A 14,883-nucleotide genomic window follows, 5' to 3' on the forward strand; every position below is an offset into this window, starting at 1 on the left:
GCCGTGGCGAGCCGGTAACGCCGAAGCGCCGCGGGCGCCGGAAAGGGGAAGACACGGTGACGGTCAGGGCACTCGTTTCGCGTGGCGTCGGGGAAGCGCTTTCCGTGGAGGAGGTCACGCTGCCCGACCTCGGGCCCGACAGCGTCCGGGTGCGGGTGCGCGCCGCCGGGGTCTGCCACTCGGACCTGTCGATGGTCAACGGGACGCTCGCGCCCACCTTCCCGCTCGTGCTCGGCCACGAGGCCGCCGGCGTCGTGCTGGCCACCGGCGACCGGGTGACGCACGTGCGCCCCGGCGACGAGGTGGTGCTCAACTGGTCACCGGCCTGCCGCGGGTGCTGGCACTGCACGCACGGCCAGCCCTGGCTCTGCGAGACGGCCGCCGGACCCTCGAAGCCCGGCGGCACCACCGCCGACGGCACCCCGGTCAGCGTCACGCTCGGGCTGGGCGCGCTGGCCGAAGAGGTGCTGGTACCGGCGAACGCGGTCGTCCCGGTGCCGGCCGGAGTCCCGGCCGACCAGGCGGCGCTCCTCGGATGCGCGGTGCTCACCGGCACCGGGGCCGTACGCAACACCGCCGCCGTGCGGGAGGGCGAGTCGGTCCTGGTGGTGGGGCTCGGCGGGGTCGGGCTGTCGGTGCTGCTCGCGGCCCGGGCCGCGGGTGCCGCCGTCGTCATCGCGGTCGACGTGTCCGAGGCCAAGCGCCCGCTCGCCGAGGCGGCCGGCGCCACCGACTACCTGGTGTCCGACGAGCGGCTCGCCAAGGCCGTCCGCGGCCTCACCGAGGGCCGTGGCGTCGACCACGCCTTCGAGTGCGTCGGCCGGTCGTCCACGATCCAGGCCGCGTGGCGCGCCACCCGGCGCGGCGGCCAGGTGACCGTCGTCGGCATGGGCCGCCGCGACGACCTCGTCAGCCTCAGCGCCCTGGACATCTTCCACTCCGCGAAGGTGCTGCGGTCGTCGGTGTACGGCGCCGCCGACCCCGACCGGGACGTGCCGGCGCTCGCCGCGTCGGTCCTCAACGGATCGTTGAAGCTCGGACCGTTGATCACCGACCGCATCGACCTGGACGGCGCGCCGGCCGCCTTCGAGCGCATGGCCCGCGGCGAGGGCGGCCGCTCCGTGGTGCTGTTCCAGGACTAGGAGAGCAGTGCGGTGACCGTGCGGTGCATGATCCCCTTGGCCTCGTCGACCGGCATGCCGAGGGTGTCGCGCATCATCGACCACGACGACCAGGTGCTCGCCACCGTGACCGCCATCACCAGCTGCTCCCGCTCCTCGGCCTCGGCCAGCTCCGCCTCGAAGGTCTCCTCGACCTGGCGCCGCGCCCGGGCGATGTTCCCGACCCGGTTCACCCGCAGCTGGGCAGAGAACGGTTCGCGCAGCGCCGACGCCCGTGCCGTCGGCGCCAGCATCTCCAGGACCTCGATCCGCTGGGCGCAGAACCGCTCGACCCGCTCGGCCAGCGGAAGCTCCGGCTCGATGCGCCGGTACATCGAGTCCTGGCGGTCCTTGACCAGCTCGCCGGTGGCCGCGAACAGCGTCTCCATGTCCTTGTAGTTCGTCCACAGGGTGCGCAGCGACACGCCGGCCCGCTCGGCGATCCGCTCGCCAGTGGGCTTCAGGTCGCCCTCGTCGATCAGCGCGAGGTGGGCGGCCACGATCGCCCGCCGGGTGCGCTCGGAGCGCGCCGACCGGCCGTCGACCCGATTCGACGCTTCGATGTCGGTCATCGCAAGCTGTCCTTCTCGAGGTTTGTAGTGGTCAGGGGCTCGCCAGGCCAACCGCGAAGTCTAGACCTGTCCTGATGCGGCCCGGTATGGGGCCAGTTCGCGCCGGGCCAGGGACCGGCGATGGACCTCGTCGGGACCGTCGGCCAGGCGCAGTGACCGGGCGCTGCTCCACAGCCGGGCCAGCGGGGTGTCCTGGCTGACGCCGGCCGCGCCGTGCGCCTGGATCGCCTTGTCGAGGATCCACTCGACCGTCGACGGCACCGCGATCTTGATCGCCTGGATCTCGGTGTGGGCGCCCTGGTTCCCCACGGTGTCCATCAGCCAGGCGGTCTTCAGGACCAGCAGCCGCGCCTGCTCGACACGGACCCGGGCGTCGGCGATCCACTCCTGCACGACCCCCTGGTCGGCAAGCGCTTTCCCGAACGCGGTCCGCGCGACCGCCCGGCGGCACATCAGCTCGATCGCCCGCTCGGCCGTGCCGATGAGGCGCATGCAGTGGTGGATCCGGCCGGGTCCGAGCCGGGCCTGCGAGATGGCGAACCCGTCGCCCTCGCCGCCGATCAGGTTCTCGGCCGGCACCCGCACGTCGTCGAACACGACCTCTCCGTGCCCGCCGTGGTCGTCGTCGAGGTAGCCGAACACCGACAGACCGCGACGCACCGACAGACCCGGGGTGTCGCGCGGAACGAGGATCTGGCTCTGCTGGCGGTGCCGCGGGCCCGACGGATCCGTCTTGCCCATCACGATGAAGATGCGGCAGTTGGGGTTCAACGCGCCGGTGATGAACCACTTGCGGCCGTTGATGACGTAGTCGTCGCCGTCGCGCTCGATGCGGGTCTCGACGTTGGTGGCGTCGGACGACGCGACAGCCGGCTCGGTCATCGCGAACGCCGACCGGATCCGGCCCTCCAGCAACGGTTCCAGCCACTCCTTGCGCTGGGCCTCGGTGCCGAACTGCGCCAGCAGCTCCATGTTGCCGGTGTCAGGGGCGGCGCAGTTGAGCGCCATCGGCCCCAGCCCGCTGCGTCCGGTGACCTCAGCCAGCGGCGCGTACTGCAGGTTGGTCAGTCCCGCGCCGTGCGAGCCGGGAAGGAACAGGTTCCACAGCCCGCGTCGCCGCGCCTCCGCGCCCAGCTCCGCGACCACCGGTGGGATCGACCAAGGGTCGTTGCGCTCCCTCAGCTGCGCCGCGAACACCGGCTCGGCCGGGTACACGTGCTCGTCCATGAACGCGACCAGCCGCTCGCGGTAGTCGAGCGTGGTCGGGTCATAGGCGAAGTCCATCGGTACCTCCCAGAAAGTCGTGGCCCTGCGCGGCGAGTGGGGCCACCCGCTCACCGACCCGGTCGAAGCCGTCCCCCACGGTGAGCCCCTGGGTGAACCGGTAGTGGATGCCCTCCGAGATGACGGCGAGCTTGAACGCGGCCATCGCCCGGTACCAGCTCAGGTCCGACACGTCGCGCCCGGACCGGGTCGCGTACCGCTCGACCATGTCGTCCAGCGACGGATGGCCGGGGACCGACAGCGTGCGGTCGCTGGTGTAGAGCAGGAGCAGCGCGACGTCGCTGAGCGGATCGCCCACTGTGGACATCTCCCAGTCGAGCACGCCCACGATCCGCGTCCCGTCCGCGATCGCGTTGTCGATGCGGTAGTCGCCGTGCACGATCGTCCCCTGCCGCACGGGCGGTGGTGCGGCGGCCAGCCGCTCGTGCAGCTCGTCGAGGTCTTCCACCGAGCGGCTGCGCGACAGGTCCAGCTGCTTCTTCCAGCGCCGCACCTGGCGCTCGTTGTACCCGGCCGGTCGGCCGAAGTCGCCCAGCCCCACCGCGTCCGGGTCAACGGCGTGCAGATCCGCCAGCCGGTCCACGAGGTCGAAGATCAGCGATGGGACCAGTCCGGCCAGCGACGAGGGCTCCCGGTGCACCGTCCCCTCCACGAACCGCATCACGTAGAACGGCGCACCGATGACGTCCGGGTCGGTGGCGAGCGTGATCGTCTCCGGTACCGGATAGCCGGTCGGGAAAAGCGCTGTCAGTACCCGGTACTCCCGGCCCATGTCGTGCGCGGTCGCGAGCACGTGCCCGAGCGGCGGTCGCCGCACCACCCACCGGTCGGTGCCGTCGGTGACCACATACGTCAGGTTCGACCGTCCACCGGCGATCACCTCGCCGGACAGGTCGCCGGTCACCAGGCCGGGGACGGCGCGGTCGAGGTAGCGGCGCAGCGTGGGCAGGTCCAGCCCGGGAAGCTCGGTCATGGGCACCGTCATAGCAGGTCCGGCTCGGGAAGCGGGTCGGCGGACTCGCGCTGCATCCGGTTCATGCCCCGCAGCCACCGGTCCGGACCGGCGGCGCGGTGGGCGTAGTACCCGGCCACCTCCGGGTGCGGCAGCACGAGGAACCGGTCGTCGGTCATCGCCTCGAGCACCGAGTCGGCCACCCGCTCGGGGCTGATCGCCGTCCGGTCCAGGAAAGGCCTTGCCCCGGTGAGCATCGGCGTGCGGACCCCCTGCGGGCACAACGCCTGCACGACGATCCCGCGGTGCGCGTAGGTGACCCGCAGCCACTCGGCGAACGCGACCGCGCCGTGCTTCGTCACGGAGTACGCCGGCCCACCGAGCAGGGTCAGCAGCCCCGCCGCGGAGGCCGTGACGAGCAGCCGCCCCTTCCCCTCGGCCAGCCACCCCGGCAGCAACGCCCGCGCCGCGTAGACGTGCGCCATCACGTTGACCCGCCAGGCCTGTTCCCACCCGGCGTCGCCCGTGCCACGGGGCGGCGACACCCCGGCGTTGGCGCAGAACAGGTCGAGGCCGCCGAAGCGCTCGCGGGTCAGATCGACCAGGCGGCGCACCTCGCCCTCGTCGGTGACGTCTCCCGGCACCGCGACGGCACCGGGCAACCCCGGTGCCGCGGGAGCGCCGATGCCGGCGGCAACCGCTTTCCCCGCCGCCGCGTCGAGGTCGTTCACGACCACCCGGGCACCCTCGGCGGCGAACCGCCGCGCCAGGGCGGCACCGATCCCCGAGCCACCACCGGTGACGACGACCACCGAGCCGCGCACGGCCAGCCCCGGGCCGCTCATGCGCGTCCCAGCAGAGCGCCGCCGTCGATGGCCAGGGTCTGTCCGGTCATCCAGGCCGCGTCGTCGGAGACCAGGAACGCCACCGCGCCCGCGACGTCCGACGGGATGCCCAGGCGCTTGAGCGGGTAGGTGGCGGCCACCGCCTCCTCGTCGTTCTCGTACAGGGCGGTCGCGAAGCGTGTCTTCACCACCGCCGGCGCGACCGCGTTGACGCGCACCGAAGGCGCCAGCTCCGCGGCGAGGTTGAGCGTGAGGTGGTTCAGCGCCGCCTTGGTGATGCCGTAGAACGCGATCCCGCCCGACGTGCGCAGCCCGGCCACCGACGACACGTTCACGACCGCGCCGCCCCGCTCGACCAGACCGGTGCGGCACACCTCCTGCACCCAGGCCAGCGAGCTCAGGACGTTGACCTCGAAGATCTTGCGGGCGGCGGCCAGGTCGAGGTCGACCAGCGGCCCGTACACCGGGTTGATGCCGGTGTTGTTCACGAGGATGTCGACCGGCCCGAACTCCTCGGTGACGCGCCGCACCGCCTCCGCCCGGTGCTCGGCGTCGTCGGCCTTCCCGGCCACCGCCACCGCGACCCCGGCACCGCCGAGCGAGGAGACGGCCTCCGACAGCGCCTCCGGCTTCCTGGCCGTGATGCACACGCGGGCGCCCTCGGCCACCAGCCGCGACGCGACCCCCAACCCGATCCCGCGGCTGGCACCGGTGACGATCGCCACCCGGCCGGCAAGACGTCCAGTCACGCTCGCTCCCTATTTATGCATCCTAAGTGCAGATACTATGAAGCCCGCCCCAGGAAAGCAACGGCGAATGAAGGGAACCCCCACCGTGCCCGAGGCCGTCATCGTCTCCACTGCCCGATCCCCCATCGGACGCGCCGGCAAAGGGTCCATGACCCAGCTGCGTCCCGACGATCTCGCCACCACGATCGTGCGCGCCGCGCTCGACAAGGTGCCCCAGCTCGACCCCGCGACGATCGACGACCTGATGGTCGGCTGCGCCCAGCCGGCCGGCGAGCAGGGCTACAACCTCGCCCGCGTCATCGCGGTCAAGCTCGGCCTCGACACGCTGCCGGGCACGACCGTCAACCGGTACTGCTCGTCGTCGCTGCAGACCACCCGCATGGCGTTCCACGCGATCCGGGCCGGCGAGGGCGACGTGTTCGTCTCCGCCGGCGTGGAATGCGTGTCCCGGTACGGCAAGGGACGCAGCGACGGTCTGCCCGACACCCACAACCCCGACTTCGCCGAGGCCCTCGAGCGCACGGCCAAGCGGGCGGAAACCAACGAGCCCTGGCACGACCCCCGGCAGGAAAGCGCTGTCCCCGACATCTACATCGCCATGGGACAGACCGCCGAGAACCTCGCGTACGCCAAGAAGGTCAGCAGGCAGGTCCAGGACGAGTTCGGCGTCCGCTCCCAGAACCTCGCCGAGGAGGCCATCGCCAGCGGCTTCTGGGCCCGCGAGATCACCCCGGTCACTCTCCCCGACGGCACGGTCGTCGAGAAGGACGACGGCCCGCGCAAGGGCGTCACGCTGGAGGCCGTCGCGAACCTCAAGCCGGTCTTCCGCCCCGACGGCACCGTCACCGCCGGCAACTGCTGCCCGCTCAACGACGGTGCCGCCGCGGTCGTCATCATGTCCGACACGAGGGCACGCGACCTCGGCATCACGCCGCTGGCCCGCATCGTGTCGACCGGCGTGTCGGCGCTGTCGCCGGAGATCATGGGGCTCGGACCGGTGGAGGCCTCGCGGCAGGCGCTTTCCCGCGCGAGGATGACCATTGACGACGTCGACCTGGCCGAGATCAACGAGGCGTTCGCGGCACAGGTGGTGCCCAGCGCCGCCGACCTCGGCCTCGGGTGGGAGAAGCTGAACGTGAACGGGGGTGCGATCGCGGTGGGGCATCCGTTCGGCATGACCGGCGCCCGCATCACCACCACGCTGGTCAACTCGCTCAGTTGGCACGACAGGCAGATCGGCCTCGAGACGATGTGCGTCGGCGGCGGGCAGGGTATGGCAATGGTCATCGAAAGAATGAGCTGAAGGAGCACACATGCGGGTTTTCACCTCCCCCGAGGACCTCACGGCCGCCGTCGGCGAGCACCTCGGCTACAGCGACTGGCACGTCATCGACCAGGAGCGGGTGAACAAGTTCGCCGACGCCACCGGCGACCACCAGTGGATCCACGTCGACACCGAGAAGGCCGCCGCCGGCCCGTTCAAGACGACGATCGCGCACGGCTTCCTGTCGCTGTCGTTGTTCCCGGCCCTCACCCCCGAGATCTACGTGATCGAAGGCGTCAGGATGGGCATCAACTACGGCACCAACAAGGTGCGGTTCCCGTCGCCGCTGCCGGTCGGCAGCAAGGTCCGCGCCGGCGCCACGCTGTTGAGCGTCGAGCAGACGAAAGACGGCGGCCACCAGATCACCAACGAGGTCACGCTGGAGCGGGAAGGCGGCGAGAAGCCGATCTGCGTCGCGCAGACCGTCGCGCGACTGTACTTCTAGGGAAAGCGAACGCGGGCCGCCACGGAGGTCGTGGCGGCCCGCGGTCATGTCAGGTCAGGCCTGGGGGACGCCGTTGCCCGGCGGGGTCGTCGGCTTCTCGGTGTACTCCTTCACCGCGCCGTCGGCCTCGTCGGTCTCCAGCACCGGACCGAACGCCGCCTGCGCCCCGCCCGAGATCTTGCCCATCTGCATGCCGCCGATGCCCGAGTGGTCGGTCTTGGAGTACCGGTACGGGCCGGCCGCCGCGTTCTTGAAGCCACCGGACTGCACGGCCTCGATGAGCTTCTCGCGGGTCAGGTTCTTACCGGCCTTCTGCAGCACCTGCACCGTGAGGTAGCCGACGGTCATGCCGAACATGATGTTGTTGTCGAACGGCGCGTTCGCGTTGTGCTCGGCGTTGACCTTCTTGTACAGCTGCACCCACGGGTTCGAGTCGTCGGTCGAGACCGGCAGGTAGCCGACGCTGAGCAGACCCTCGAGCAGGCCCTTGTTCTGGCCCAGCAGGCCGGAGAGCGTCAGGTTGTCTGCGCCGACGCTGGAGACCACCCACTGCGGCTTGAACGCGAGCTGCGCGGCCGTGCCCAGCGCCCGGGCGGTGAAGCCGGGAATGGTGCCGGAGATGACGACCTGGCAGCCGGCGGTCTTGAACGCCTGGATCTGCGGGGTGATGTTGGCGTTGGTGGCGACGTACTTCTGCTTCTCCTTGACGCCGCTCGCGCCCAGGATCTTCTCGACGCCGGCGAGGCTGTCGCGGCCGAAGTCGTCGTCCTGGCCGAAGTGGCAGACGGTCTGGCCCGCGAAGTTCTTCTTCACGTAGTCCGCCATGATCTTGCCTTCGACCGTGTAGTCGGGCTGGAAGCCGAACGTGCCCGGGTACTTGTCGGGCTGGTCCCAGCTGCGGCTGCCGGACGCGACGAACAGGTCGGGCACCTTCTGCTGGTTCAGGAAGTCGAGCACGCCGGTGTGGGTGGGTGTGCCCAGACCGTTGAGGATCGCGAAGACCTTGTCCTCCAGCACCAGCTTGCGCACCAGGTTCTGGGTGTTCGCCGGGTTGTACGCGTCGTCCTCGATCTGGTACTTGATCTGACGGCCGTGCACGCCACCGTTCTTGTTGACGTAGTCGAAGTACGCCTTGGTGGCGGGCGCGATCTTCGAGTAGCCGGCCGCGGCCGGGCCGGTGAGCGGCATATGGGTGCCGAAGAGAATCTCGGTGGCGGTCACGCCGGGAACGTTCTCGGTGGTGCCGCCGTCACTGCTCGGCGCTTCGTCGGAGCACGCGGCGACCGCCGCGGCGAGCGTGAGCGCGGCGGCGATCGCGATGCCGCGCCGTGCGATGCGATGCATGGCTCTCCTGTTCGGGTGGGTTCGGTGATGGTGGTGGGATCCTGCGATGGGTTCGTCGGCAGAGGGTGGTCAGGTGCGGCGCGCGTGCAGGCGCCGGCGGATGGCGAAGCCGGCCTTGCGGAACGCGCCCTGGATGCCGCCCGGCGCCAGCAGCATCACGATGATGAGCGTGAGGCCGAAGATCGCCAGCGGCAGGTTGCCTTCGAGCTTGTTGGCCATGCCCGGGCTCATCTCGAAGCTCCGGGCCAGTTCGGTGGTGGCGTACGGGAGGACCACGAGCAGCAGCGCGCCCCAGGCGGCGCCGAACAGGCTGCCCAGGCCGCCGAGCACGATCGCGAGCAGCAGGTTGAGCGAGAGGGTGAGCCCGAAGACACTGGGCGACACGCTCGAGGAGATGACGGCGAGCACTCCCCCGCCGAGACCGGCGCACGCAGCGCTCACCACGAACGCCAGCACCTGGGTGCGGGCGACGTGGATGCCGCACAACCGCGCGGCCACCTCGTCGTCGCGGACGGCCTTGAACGAACGGCCGAACCGGCTGCGCACCAGGTTCGCGATGAGCAGCACCGCCACCATCGCGCAGATGATCGCGATCCAGGCCAGCCACCGCTCCGGCGGGAAGTACGGGCCGAGACCGGCCGGCGCGGGTGCGATGTAGACGGACAGGCCCTGGTCGGCGTTGAAGACGCTGGCGAACCGGGTGGTGAACGCCGGCACGACGAGCGCCACGGCGAGCGTCACACCGGCGAGGTACGGCCCGCGCAGCCGCGCCGCGCACATGCCGATGACGACGCCGGCGATCGACGCGACGAGCACGCCGAGCGGCAGCGACACCAGCAGCGTCCAGTTACCGAGGATGTTGCGGTCGCTGAACTCGTTCTGCATCAACGCGACCGTGTACGCGCCGCACGCCATGAACGCGCCGTGCCCCAGCGACAGCTGGCCGTTCATGCCGGTGAGCATCGTGAGGCCGACGGTGACGCACAGGTACGCGGCCACGGTGGCCAGCTGGTAGTTGCGGAACGGCTCGATGCCGTAGCTGATGAAGTAGACCGCCACGGCGCCGACGGCCACCCAGATCAGGTGCCGCAGCAGCGTCGAGCCGCCGCGGCCGGGCAGCGCCGGCGCGAGCCCGGCGGTGACGAACCGCTGCAACGGTGACCGTTGCGGCGTCACGGGAACAGGTGACTGCGGTGCCGCCTTCTCGGTGGTCGTCATACCGTCCTCGCTCGCACGCTGGAGAAGATTCCGCCGGGACGCAGCAGCAGCACGGCCAACAGCACCACGAGCACCGCGATCGGGGTGACGGCCGCGCCGAGGTACCCGCTGACGTAGGAGAGGATCAGGCCGACGATGATGCCGCCGACCACGGCGCCGACCGGGCTGTCGAGCCCGCCGACGACCGCCGCCGTGAACGCCGACGCGAACACCAGGTCCATCGCGTGCGGGTGCAGGCCCAGCTCGGTCGGCAGGATGAGGATGCCGGCGAGCGTTCCCACCAGTGACGCCAGCGCCCAGCCGAGCGTCAGCATCCGCCCGACGCGCACACCGAGCAGCCGCGAGACCTCCGGCGCGAACGCGGCGGCGCGCATCCGCAACCCGATCGGCGTGCGGGTGAACAGCAGCGCCAGCAGCACCACGATCGTGGCCACCGACCCGTAGATGAACAGGTCGTACTGGGTCATCAGCGGGATCCCGCCGACCTCGATGGCATTGGTGTCGAACGGATGGTTGGCCGCCCGGTACTCGCCGCCCCAGATCATGCCGACGATCGCGGTGAGCAGCAGCACCAGCCCGAGCGCGACGATGACGTCGTTCAACGGGTTGGCGTGCCCCACGAACCGCATCAGCCCGCGCTCGACGACCGCGCCGAGCAGCAGCCCGCCGACGAGGCCGACCAGCAGGGCCAGCAGGTAGTTGCCGGTGCTGTTGTAGGTCATGTAGGCGGCGTACGCGGTGACCACGGCCATCGCGCCCTGCGCGAAGTTCACGACGCGGGCGGCGCGCCAGATGAGCACCAGCGCCAGCGCGAACGCGGCGTAGATCGCACCCCGCGACACGCCGTCGAAGGTGAGGAAGATGAAGCGTTCCAACGGCCGATCCCTTCTAGAAACCGAGGTACGCGTGGCGCAGGGACTCGTCGTCACGCAGCCGGTCGGCGTCGGTGGTCATCACGACACGGCCGAGCGACATCACCACGCCCTGGTCGGCGATGGACAACGCGCTACGGACGTTCTGCTCCACGAGCAGAACCGTGAGCCCGGTGCTGTCGCGCAGCGACCGCAGCAGGGCCATGATCTGGGCCGTCACCTTCGGCGCGAGGCCGAGTGACGGTTCGTCGAGCAACAGCAGTCGGGGACGCGCGATGAGCGCCCGCCCCACGGCGAGCATCTGCCGCTCGCCGCCGGAGAGCTGGTGTCCGAGGCTGCGGCGCCGACGGGCCAACGGTTCGAACAGCTCGTACACCTCGTCGGTGGCCTTCTTCGCGTCGGCCCGGTCCTTGCGCCACAGGCCTCCCAGGCGCAGGTTCTCCTCGACGGTGAGCTCGGCGACCACGCCGCGCCCCTCGGGCACGTGCGCGATGCCGCGCTGCACGTAGTCCTCGACCTTGCAGCCGCGCAGATCGGTGCCGTTGAACGCGACCCGGCCACCGGTCGGCTTCACCAGCCCGGTGAGCGTGCGCAGCAGGGTGGTCTTTCCGGCCCCGTTCGCACCGAGCACCGCGGTGATCGTCCCTTGCGGAACCTCGAGGTTCACCTCGCGCAGCACCGGCACGGCGCCGTACCCGGAGCTGAGATCCTTCACCTCCAGCAGTGTCATGAGGAGACCTCCGCACCCAGGTACGCCTCGGTGACCGCGGGGTTCTCGCGGATCTCGTCCGGCGTACCCGACGCGATGACCCGGCCGAAGTCGAGCACCACGATCGCGGTGCAGACCTTCATGACGAGGTCCATGTGGTGCTCCACGAGCATCACCGAGCAGGCGTTCTCCCGTGCGGGCAGACCCACGACGAGCGCCGCGAGCTCGTCGATGTCCTCGGCGGACAGTCCGCCGGCCGGCTCGTCGAGCAGCAGCAGCCGCGGCCGCGCGACGAGTGCCCGGGCCAGTGCGACGCGCTTGCGGACCGCGTACGGCAACGTCTCCGGGTACGCACCGGCCTGGTCGGCCACGCCCATTTCGCCGAGCAGCTCCAGCGCCTCGGTGCGCAGCCGGCGCTCCTCGCGGTCACTGCGCGGCAGGCCGAACAGCGACGAGACGAAGCCCGCCTTCGACGTGTGTGTCGCGCCGGCCATCACGTTCTCCAGCACCGACAGGCCGCGGAACAACCCGACACCCTGCAGGGTGCGCACGATGCCGCGGCGGGCGAGCTGGTGCGGCCGCGGCCGGAACGGCGCGCCCTCGAACGTCATGGTGCCGGCGCTGGGGTCGACGAACCCGCACACGACGTTGAACAACGTGGTCTTTCCGGCGCCGTTCGGCCCGATGACCCCGACGACGCTGCCCGCGGGAACGGCGAGCGAGACGTCTTCGAGGGCAACGAGGCCACCGAAGTTCACGCCGATGCCGCGCAGCTCGAGGCTCGCACCGGTATTGCGGATACCGGTACCAGCGGTACCGGTATCCGGGGAGTCAGGGGAAGGCGGGCTCATCGTCACCTCTGAGGGGTGGGTGTGGAACGAGGTCCGAGCCGAGCTAAGTAATTACACCGGGAGTGTACATTCTTGGACCGCCAGGTCAACGCTCTTGTTGCGAGGCTGTGACCAGGGAGTTTCAGGGGTGTTCACGTTACCCCCAGACGGGATGAAAAGGGCTCCGTCAGGCCGGTGGAAGATTCACCAGGTTCGCCAGGGTGGACCGGTGCCGGTCCGGTGTGCCGAGCGCGATAGCGCTGCTCTTGGCCCGCTTCAGGTACAGGTGGGCGGCGTGCTCCCAGGTGAACCCGATCCCGCCGTGCAGCTGCACGCACTCCTCGGCCGCGAGCACCGCGGTCTCGGAGCAGTACGACTGCGCCAGGGCGGCGGCGATCCGCGCGTCGTCGGTGCCGATGCTCGCGGCCGCGTAGCGGGCGACGGCGCGGGCCTGCGCCACGCGCGTCCACAGGTCGGCCAGGCGGTGCTTGAGCGCCTGGAACGAGCCGACCTGGCGACCGAACTGGTAGCGGTTCTTCAGGTAGTCGACGGTGGTGTCCAGGCACCACTGCGCGAGCCCCACCTGCTCCGAGGCGAGCAGCGCGGCACCCGTGGTCAGCGCGACCTCCACCGCGCCCTCCCCGTGGGCAACCGCTTTCCCCGACGCTCCCGAGAACGCGATGTCACACACCTGCCGGGTCATGTCCAAAGAGGACAGTGGAGTCCGGCTGACGCCGTCGGCGGCGGCGTCGACCGCGTAGAGACCCTCGGTGGTGGGAACCAGCAGCACGTCGACGGTCACCGCGTCGGCCACGGAGGTCACCGTGCCCGACAGGGCACCGTCCACCACCGACACCGTCGGGGAAAGCGTTGTCCCGAAAGCGGTGGAGAACGGAAGGGCCAGCGCCGCCGACCTCTCCCCCGACGCCAGCCTGCCGAGCAGCTCGGTCTCACCCGCCGACAGGAGCGCGGCCGTGGCGAGGACGGCGCTTCCCAGGTACGGCACCGGCGCGACGGCCGCGCCGAGCTCCTCGAGCACCACGGCCACCTGGCGCCACGACGCACCCGCACCGCCCAGGTCCTCCGGAACCGCCAGGCCCGCCAGTCCCATCTCGCCGGCCAGCGTCGCCCACAGCTTGGTGTCGTACGGCTCCGGGCCCTCCACGCGCGCCAGCACCGCCGACCACGGGCTGCGCGCGGCCAGCAGGCCGCGGACGGAGGAGCGCAGCTCCTCGTCGACCTCGTCGTAGAGCAGGTCCGTGTTCATCGGGGCAGGTCCTTCCAGGGGATGTCCTTGTCGGACCGCGGTTCGCTGGGCAGGCCGAGCACCCGCTCGGAGATGATGTTGCGCAGGATCTCGGACGTGCCGCCCTCGATGGAGTTGCCCTTCGCCCGCAGGTACCGGTACCCGGCGGACCGTTCGAAGAATGGCGTCTCCCGGCCCCGTCCGCCGTTCCAGGCGTCGTGGCGCAGCACCTCCTCGCCGCGCACCTCCATCTCCAGCCCCGAGACGCGCTGCATCAGCGTGGCGAAGGTGAGCTTGACGGCCGAGCCCTCGGGTCCGATCTCGCCGGCGGCCAGCTGCTGCCGCAGCCGGGTCGCGGTGAGCCGGGCCGCCTCCGAGTCGACCCACAGCTTCATCAGCTCGCTGTGGGCCCCGGGCGTGCGCACCTCGGGCCGCTCGCGCCACACCGCGGCGAGCGCGCCGATCGCGCCGCCCTCACGCGGGATCGGTCCGCCGCCGATCGACACCCGCTCGTTCATCAGCGTGCTCCGGGCCACGGCCCAGCCCTCGCCCACGGCGCCGAGGCGCATCGAGTCGGGGATCCGCACGTCGGTGAGGAACACCTCGTTGAACTCGGCCTCGCCGGTGAGCTGCCGCAGCGGCCGCACCTCCACGCCGGGCGAGGTCATGTCGAGGATGAAGTAGGTCATGCCCTCGTGCTTGGGCAGCGACGGGTCGTGCCTGGTCACCAGGATCGCGAACCGCGCCAGGTGGGCGAGCGACGTCCAGACCTTCTGCCCGTCGACGATCCAGTCGTCTCCGTCGCGCACCGCGCGGGTGCCGAGGCTGGCGAGGTCGCTGCCGGCACCGGGCTCGCTGAAGAGCTGGCACCACACCTCCTCACCGGTCCACAGTGGACGGAGGTAGCGGCTCTTCTGCTCCTCGGTGCCGTGCCGCAGGATCGTCGGCGCGGCCATGCCCAGGCCGATCGGGTTCGTCGCGGGGCTGGGTGTCGGCGCGCCGGCCGCGGCGAACTCCGCGTCGACCACCGCCTGCATCGCCCGCGGGGCGCCGAGACCACCGTGCCCCGGCGGGTAGTGCACCCAGGCCAGGCCGGCGTCGAAGGCCGCGCGCAGGAACGCCAGCCTCGCTTCCGGATCGGTGGCCGCGGCGGGGTCGTGCCCCGCCAGGAACGTGGCGACCCGCTCTCGCAGGTCGGCCTCTGTCACCGCTGTCACCGCGGCCCCCAATCTTTCTACACGGTGAGTGCAATATATGCCCCCACCCGCCCGGATGGAAGCCCGCCGGGGTGGCACGAAGCCGGGAGCACCCGGCTCCGAACTCCTTCTACTGT

General features: G+C 70.9%; 15 protein-coding genes. 3 read left to right on the forward strand and 12 right to left on the reverse strand.

Annotated features, from left to right (window positions below; genetic code table 11):
* Positions 1 to 104: 104 nt before the first annotated feature.
* Positions 105 to 1,142 (forward strand): alcohol dehydrogenase catalytic domain-containing protein, encoded by a 1,038-nt coding sequence (locus Voc01_RS11140; RefSeq protein WP_239160113.1) that lies wholly within the window; start codon positions 105 to 107, stop codon positions 1,140 to 1,142.
* Here Voc01_RS11140 and Voc01_RS11145 read toward each other — a convergent pair.
* Genes Voc01_RS11145 through Voc01_RS11165 form a run of 5 tightly spaced genes read right to left on the reverse strand, consistent with a single transcriptional unit; the run spans position 1,139 to position 5,562 of the window.
* Positions 1,139 to 1,732, reverse strand: coding sequence for a TetR/AcrR family transcriptional regulator (locus Voc01_RS11145; RefSeq protein WP_203927260.1), 594 nt, complete (start codon positions 1,730 to 1,732; stop codon positions 1,139 to 1,141). The genes Voc01_RS11140 and Voc01_RS11145 overlap by 4 nt on opposite strands.
* Before the next feature lie 60 nt (positions 1,733 to 1,792).
* Positions 1,793 to 3,016, reverse strand: a complete 1,224-nt coding sequence (locus tag Voc01_RS11150; protein WP_203927261.1) for an acyl-CoA dehydrogenase family protein — start codon at positions 3,014 to 3,016, stop codon at positions 1,793 to 1,795.
* The gene (locus Voc01_RS11155) at positions 3,000 to 3,989 is read right to left on the reverse strand and encodes a phosphotransferase family protein (protein WP_239160114.1); all 990 of its coding nucleotides are present in this window, start codon (positions 3,987 to 3,989) and stop codon (positions 3,000 to 3,002) included. Before Voc01_RS11155 ends, Voc01_RS11150 begins: the two co-directional genes overlap by 17 nt.
* An 8-nt stretch (positions 3,990 to 3,997) precedes the next feature.
* The gene (locus Voc01_RS11160) at positions 3,998 to 4,798 is read right to left on the reverse strand and encodes an SDR family NAD(P)-dependent oxidoreductase (protein WP_373873804.1); all 801 of its coding nucleotides are present in this window, start codon (positions 4,796 to 4,798) and stop codon (positions 3,998 to 4,000) included.
* A gap of 11 nt (positions 4,799 to 4,809) precedes the next feature.
* A complete protein-coding gene (locus Voc01_RS11165; RefSeq protein WP_203927264.1) occupies positions 4,810 to 5,562 on the reverse strand; it encodes an SDR family oxidoreductase in 753 nt (250 codons plus the stop codon).
* 67 nt (positions 5,563 to 5,629) lie between these two features.
* On the opposite strand from Voc01_RS11165, the gene Voc01_RS11170 reads away from it, so the two are divergent.
* Both Voc01_RS11170 and Voc01_RS11175 read left to right on the forward strand, forming a co-directional pair.
* Entirely contained in the window at positions 5,630 to 6,865 is a 1,236-nt protein-coding gene (locus tag Voc01_RS11170) for an acetyl-CoA C-acetyltransferase (protein WP_239160115.1), read from the forward strand.
* Positions 6,866 to 6,875: 10 nt separating this feature from the next.
* Positions 6,876 to 7,331 carry a MaoC family dehydratase gene (locus Voc01_RS11175; protein WP_203927265.1) on the forward strand — a complete coding sequence of 152 codons (456 nt, stop codon included), beginning with the start codon at positions 6,876 to 6,878 and terminating at the stop codon, positions 7,329 to 7,331.
* 54 nt (positions 7,332 to 7,385) lie between these two features.
* Here the strand turns inward: Voc01_RS11175 and Voc01_RS11180 are convergent, their stop codons facing one another.
* From Voc01_RS11180 to Voc01_RS11210, 7 genes are all read right to left on the reverse strand, one after another.
* A complete protein-coding gene (locus Voc01_RS11180; RefSeq protein ID WP_203927266.1) occupies positions 7,386 to 8,675 on the reverse strand; it encodes an ABC transporter substrate-binding protein in 1,290 nt (429 codons plus the stop codon).
* A 69-nt stretch (positions 8,676 to 8,744) separates the two neighbouring features.
* The gene (locus tag Voc01_RS11185) at positions 8,745 to 9,893 is read right to left on the reverse strand and encodes a branched-chain amino acid ABC transporter permease (RefSeq protein WP_203927267.1); all 1,149 of its coding nucleotides are present in this window, start codon (positions 9,891 to 9,893) and stop codon (positions 8,745 to 8,747) included.
* Positions 9,890 to 10,768, reverse strand: a complete 879-nt coding sequence (locus Voc01_RS11190) for a branched-chain amino acid ABC transporter permease (protein ID WP_203927268.1) — start codon at positions 10,766 to 10,768, stop codon at positions 9,890 to 9,892. The genes Voc01_RS11185 and Voc01_RS11190 overlap by 4 nt, the downstream gene beginning before the upstream one ends.
* Before the next feature lie 13 nt (positions 10,769 to 10,781).
* The gene (locus Voc01_RS11195) at positions 10,782 to 11,495 is read right to left on the reverse strand and encodes an ABC transporter ATP-binding protein (RefSeq protein WP_203927269.1); all 714 of its coding nucleotides are present in this window, start codon (positions 11,493 to 11,495) and stop codon (positions 10,782 to 10,784) included.
* A complete protein-coding gene (locus tag Voc01_RS11200; RefSeq protein WP_203927270.1) occupies positions 11,492 to 12,325 on the reverse strand; it encodes an ABC transporter ATP-binding protein in 834 nt (277 codons plus the stop codon). The genes Voc01_RS11195 and Voc01_RS11200 overlap by 4 nt, the downstream gene beginning before the upstream one ends.
* A 166-nt stretch (positions 12,326 to 12,491) precedes the next feature.
* Positions 12,492 to 13,571 (reverse strand): acyl-CoA dehydrogenase family protein, encoded by a 1,080-nt coding sequence (locus Voc01_RS11205; protein WP_203927271.1) that lies wholly within the window; start codon positions 13,569 to 13,571, stop codon positions 12,492 to 12,494.
* On the reverse strand, positions 13,568 to 14,758 hold the full coding sequence (locus tag Voc01_RS11210) for an acyl-CoA dehydrogenase family protein (protein ID WP_203927272.1): 1,191 nt from the start codon (positions 14,756 to 14,758) through the stop codon (positions 13,568 to 13,570). Before Voc01_RS11210 ends, Voc01_RS11205 begins: the two co-directional genes overlap by 4 nt.
* Between the last annotated feature and the right edge of the window lie 125 nt (positions 14,759 to 14,883).

The organism is Virgisporangium ochraceum (genome assembly GCF_016863655.1).
GTDB classification, from domain to species: domain Bacteria; phylum Actinomycetota; class Actinomycetes; order Mycobacteriales; family Micromonosporaceae; genus Virgisporangium; species Virgisporangium ochraceum.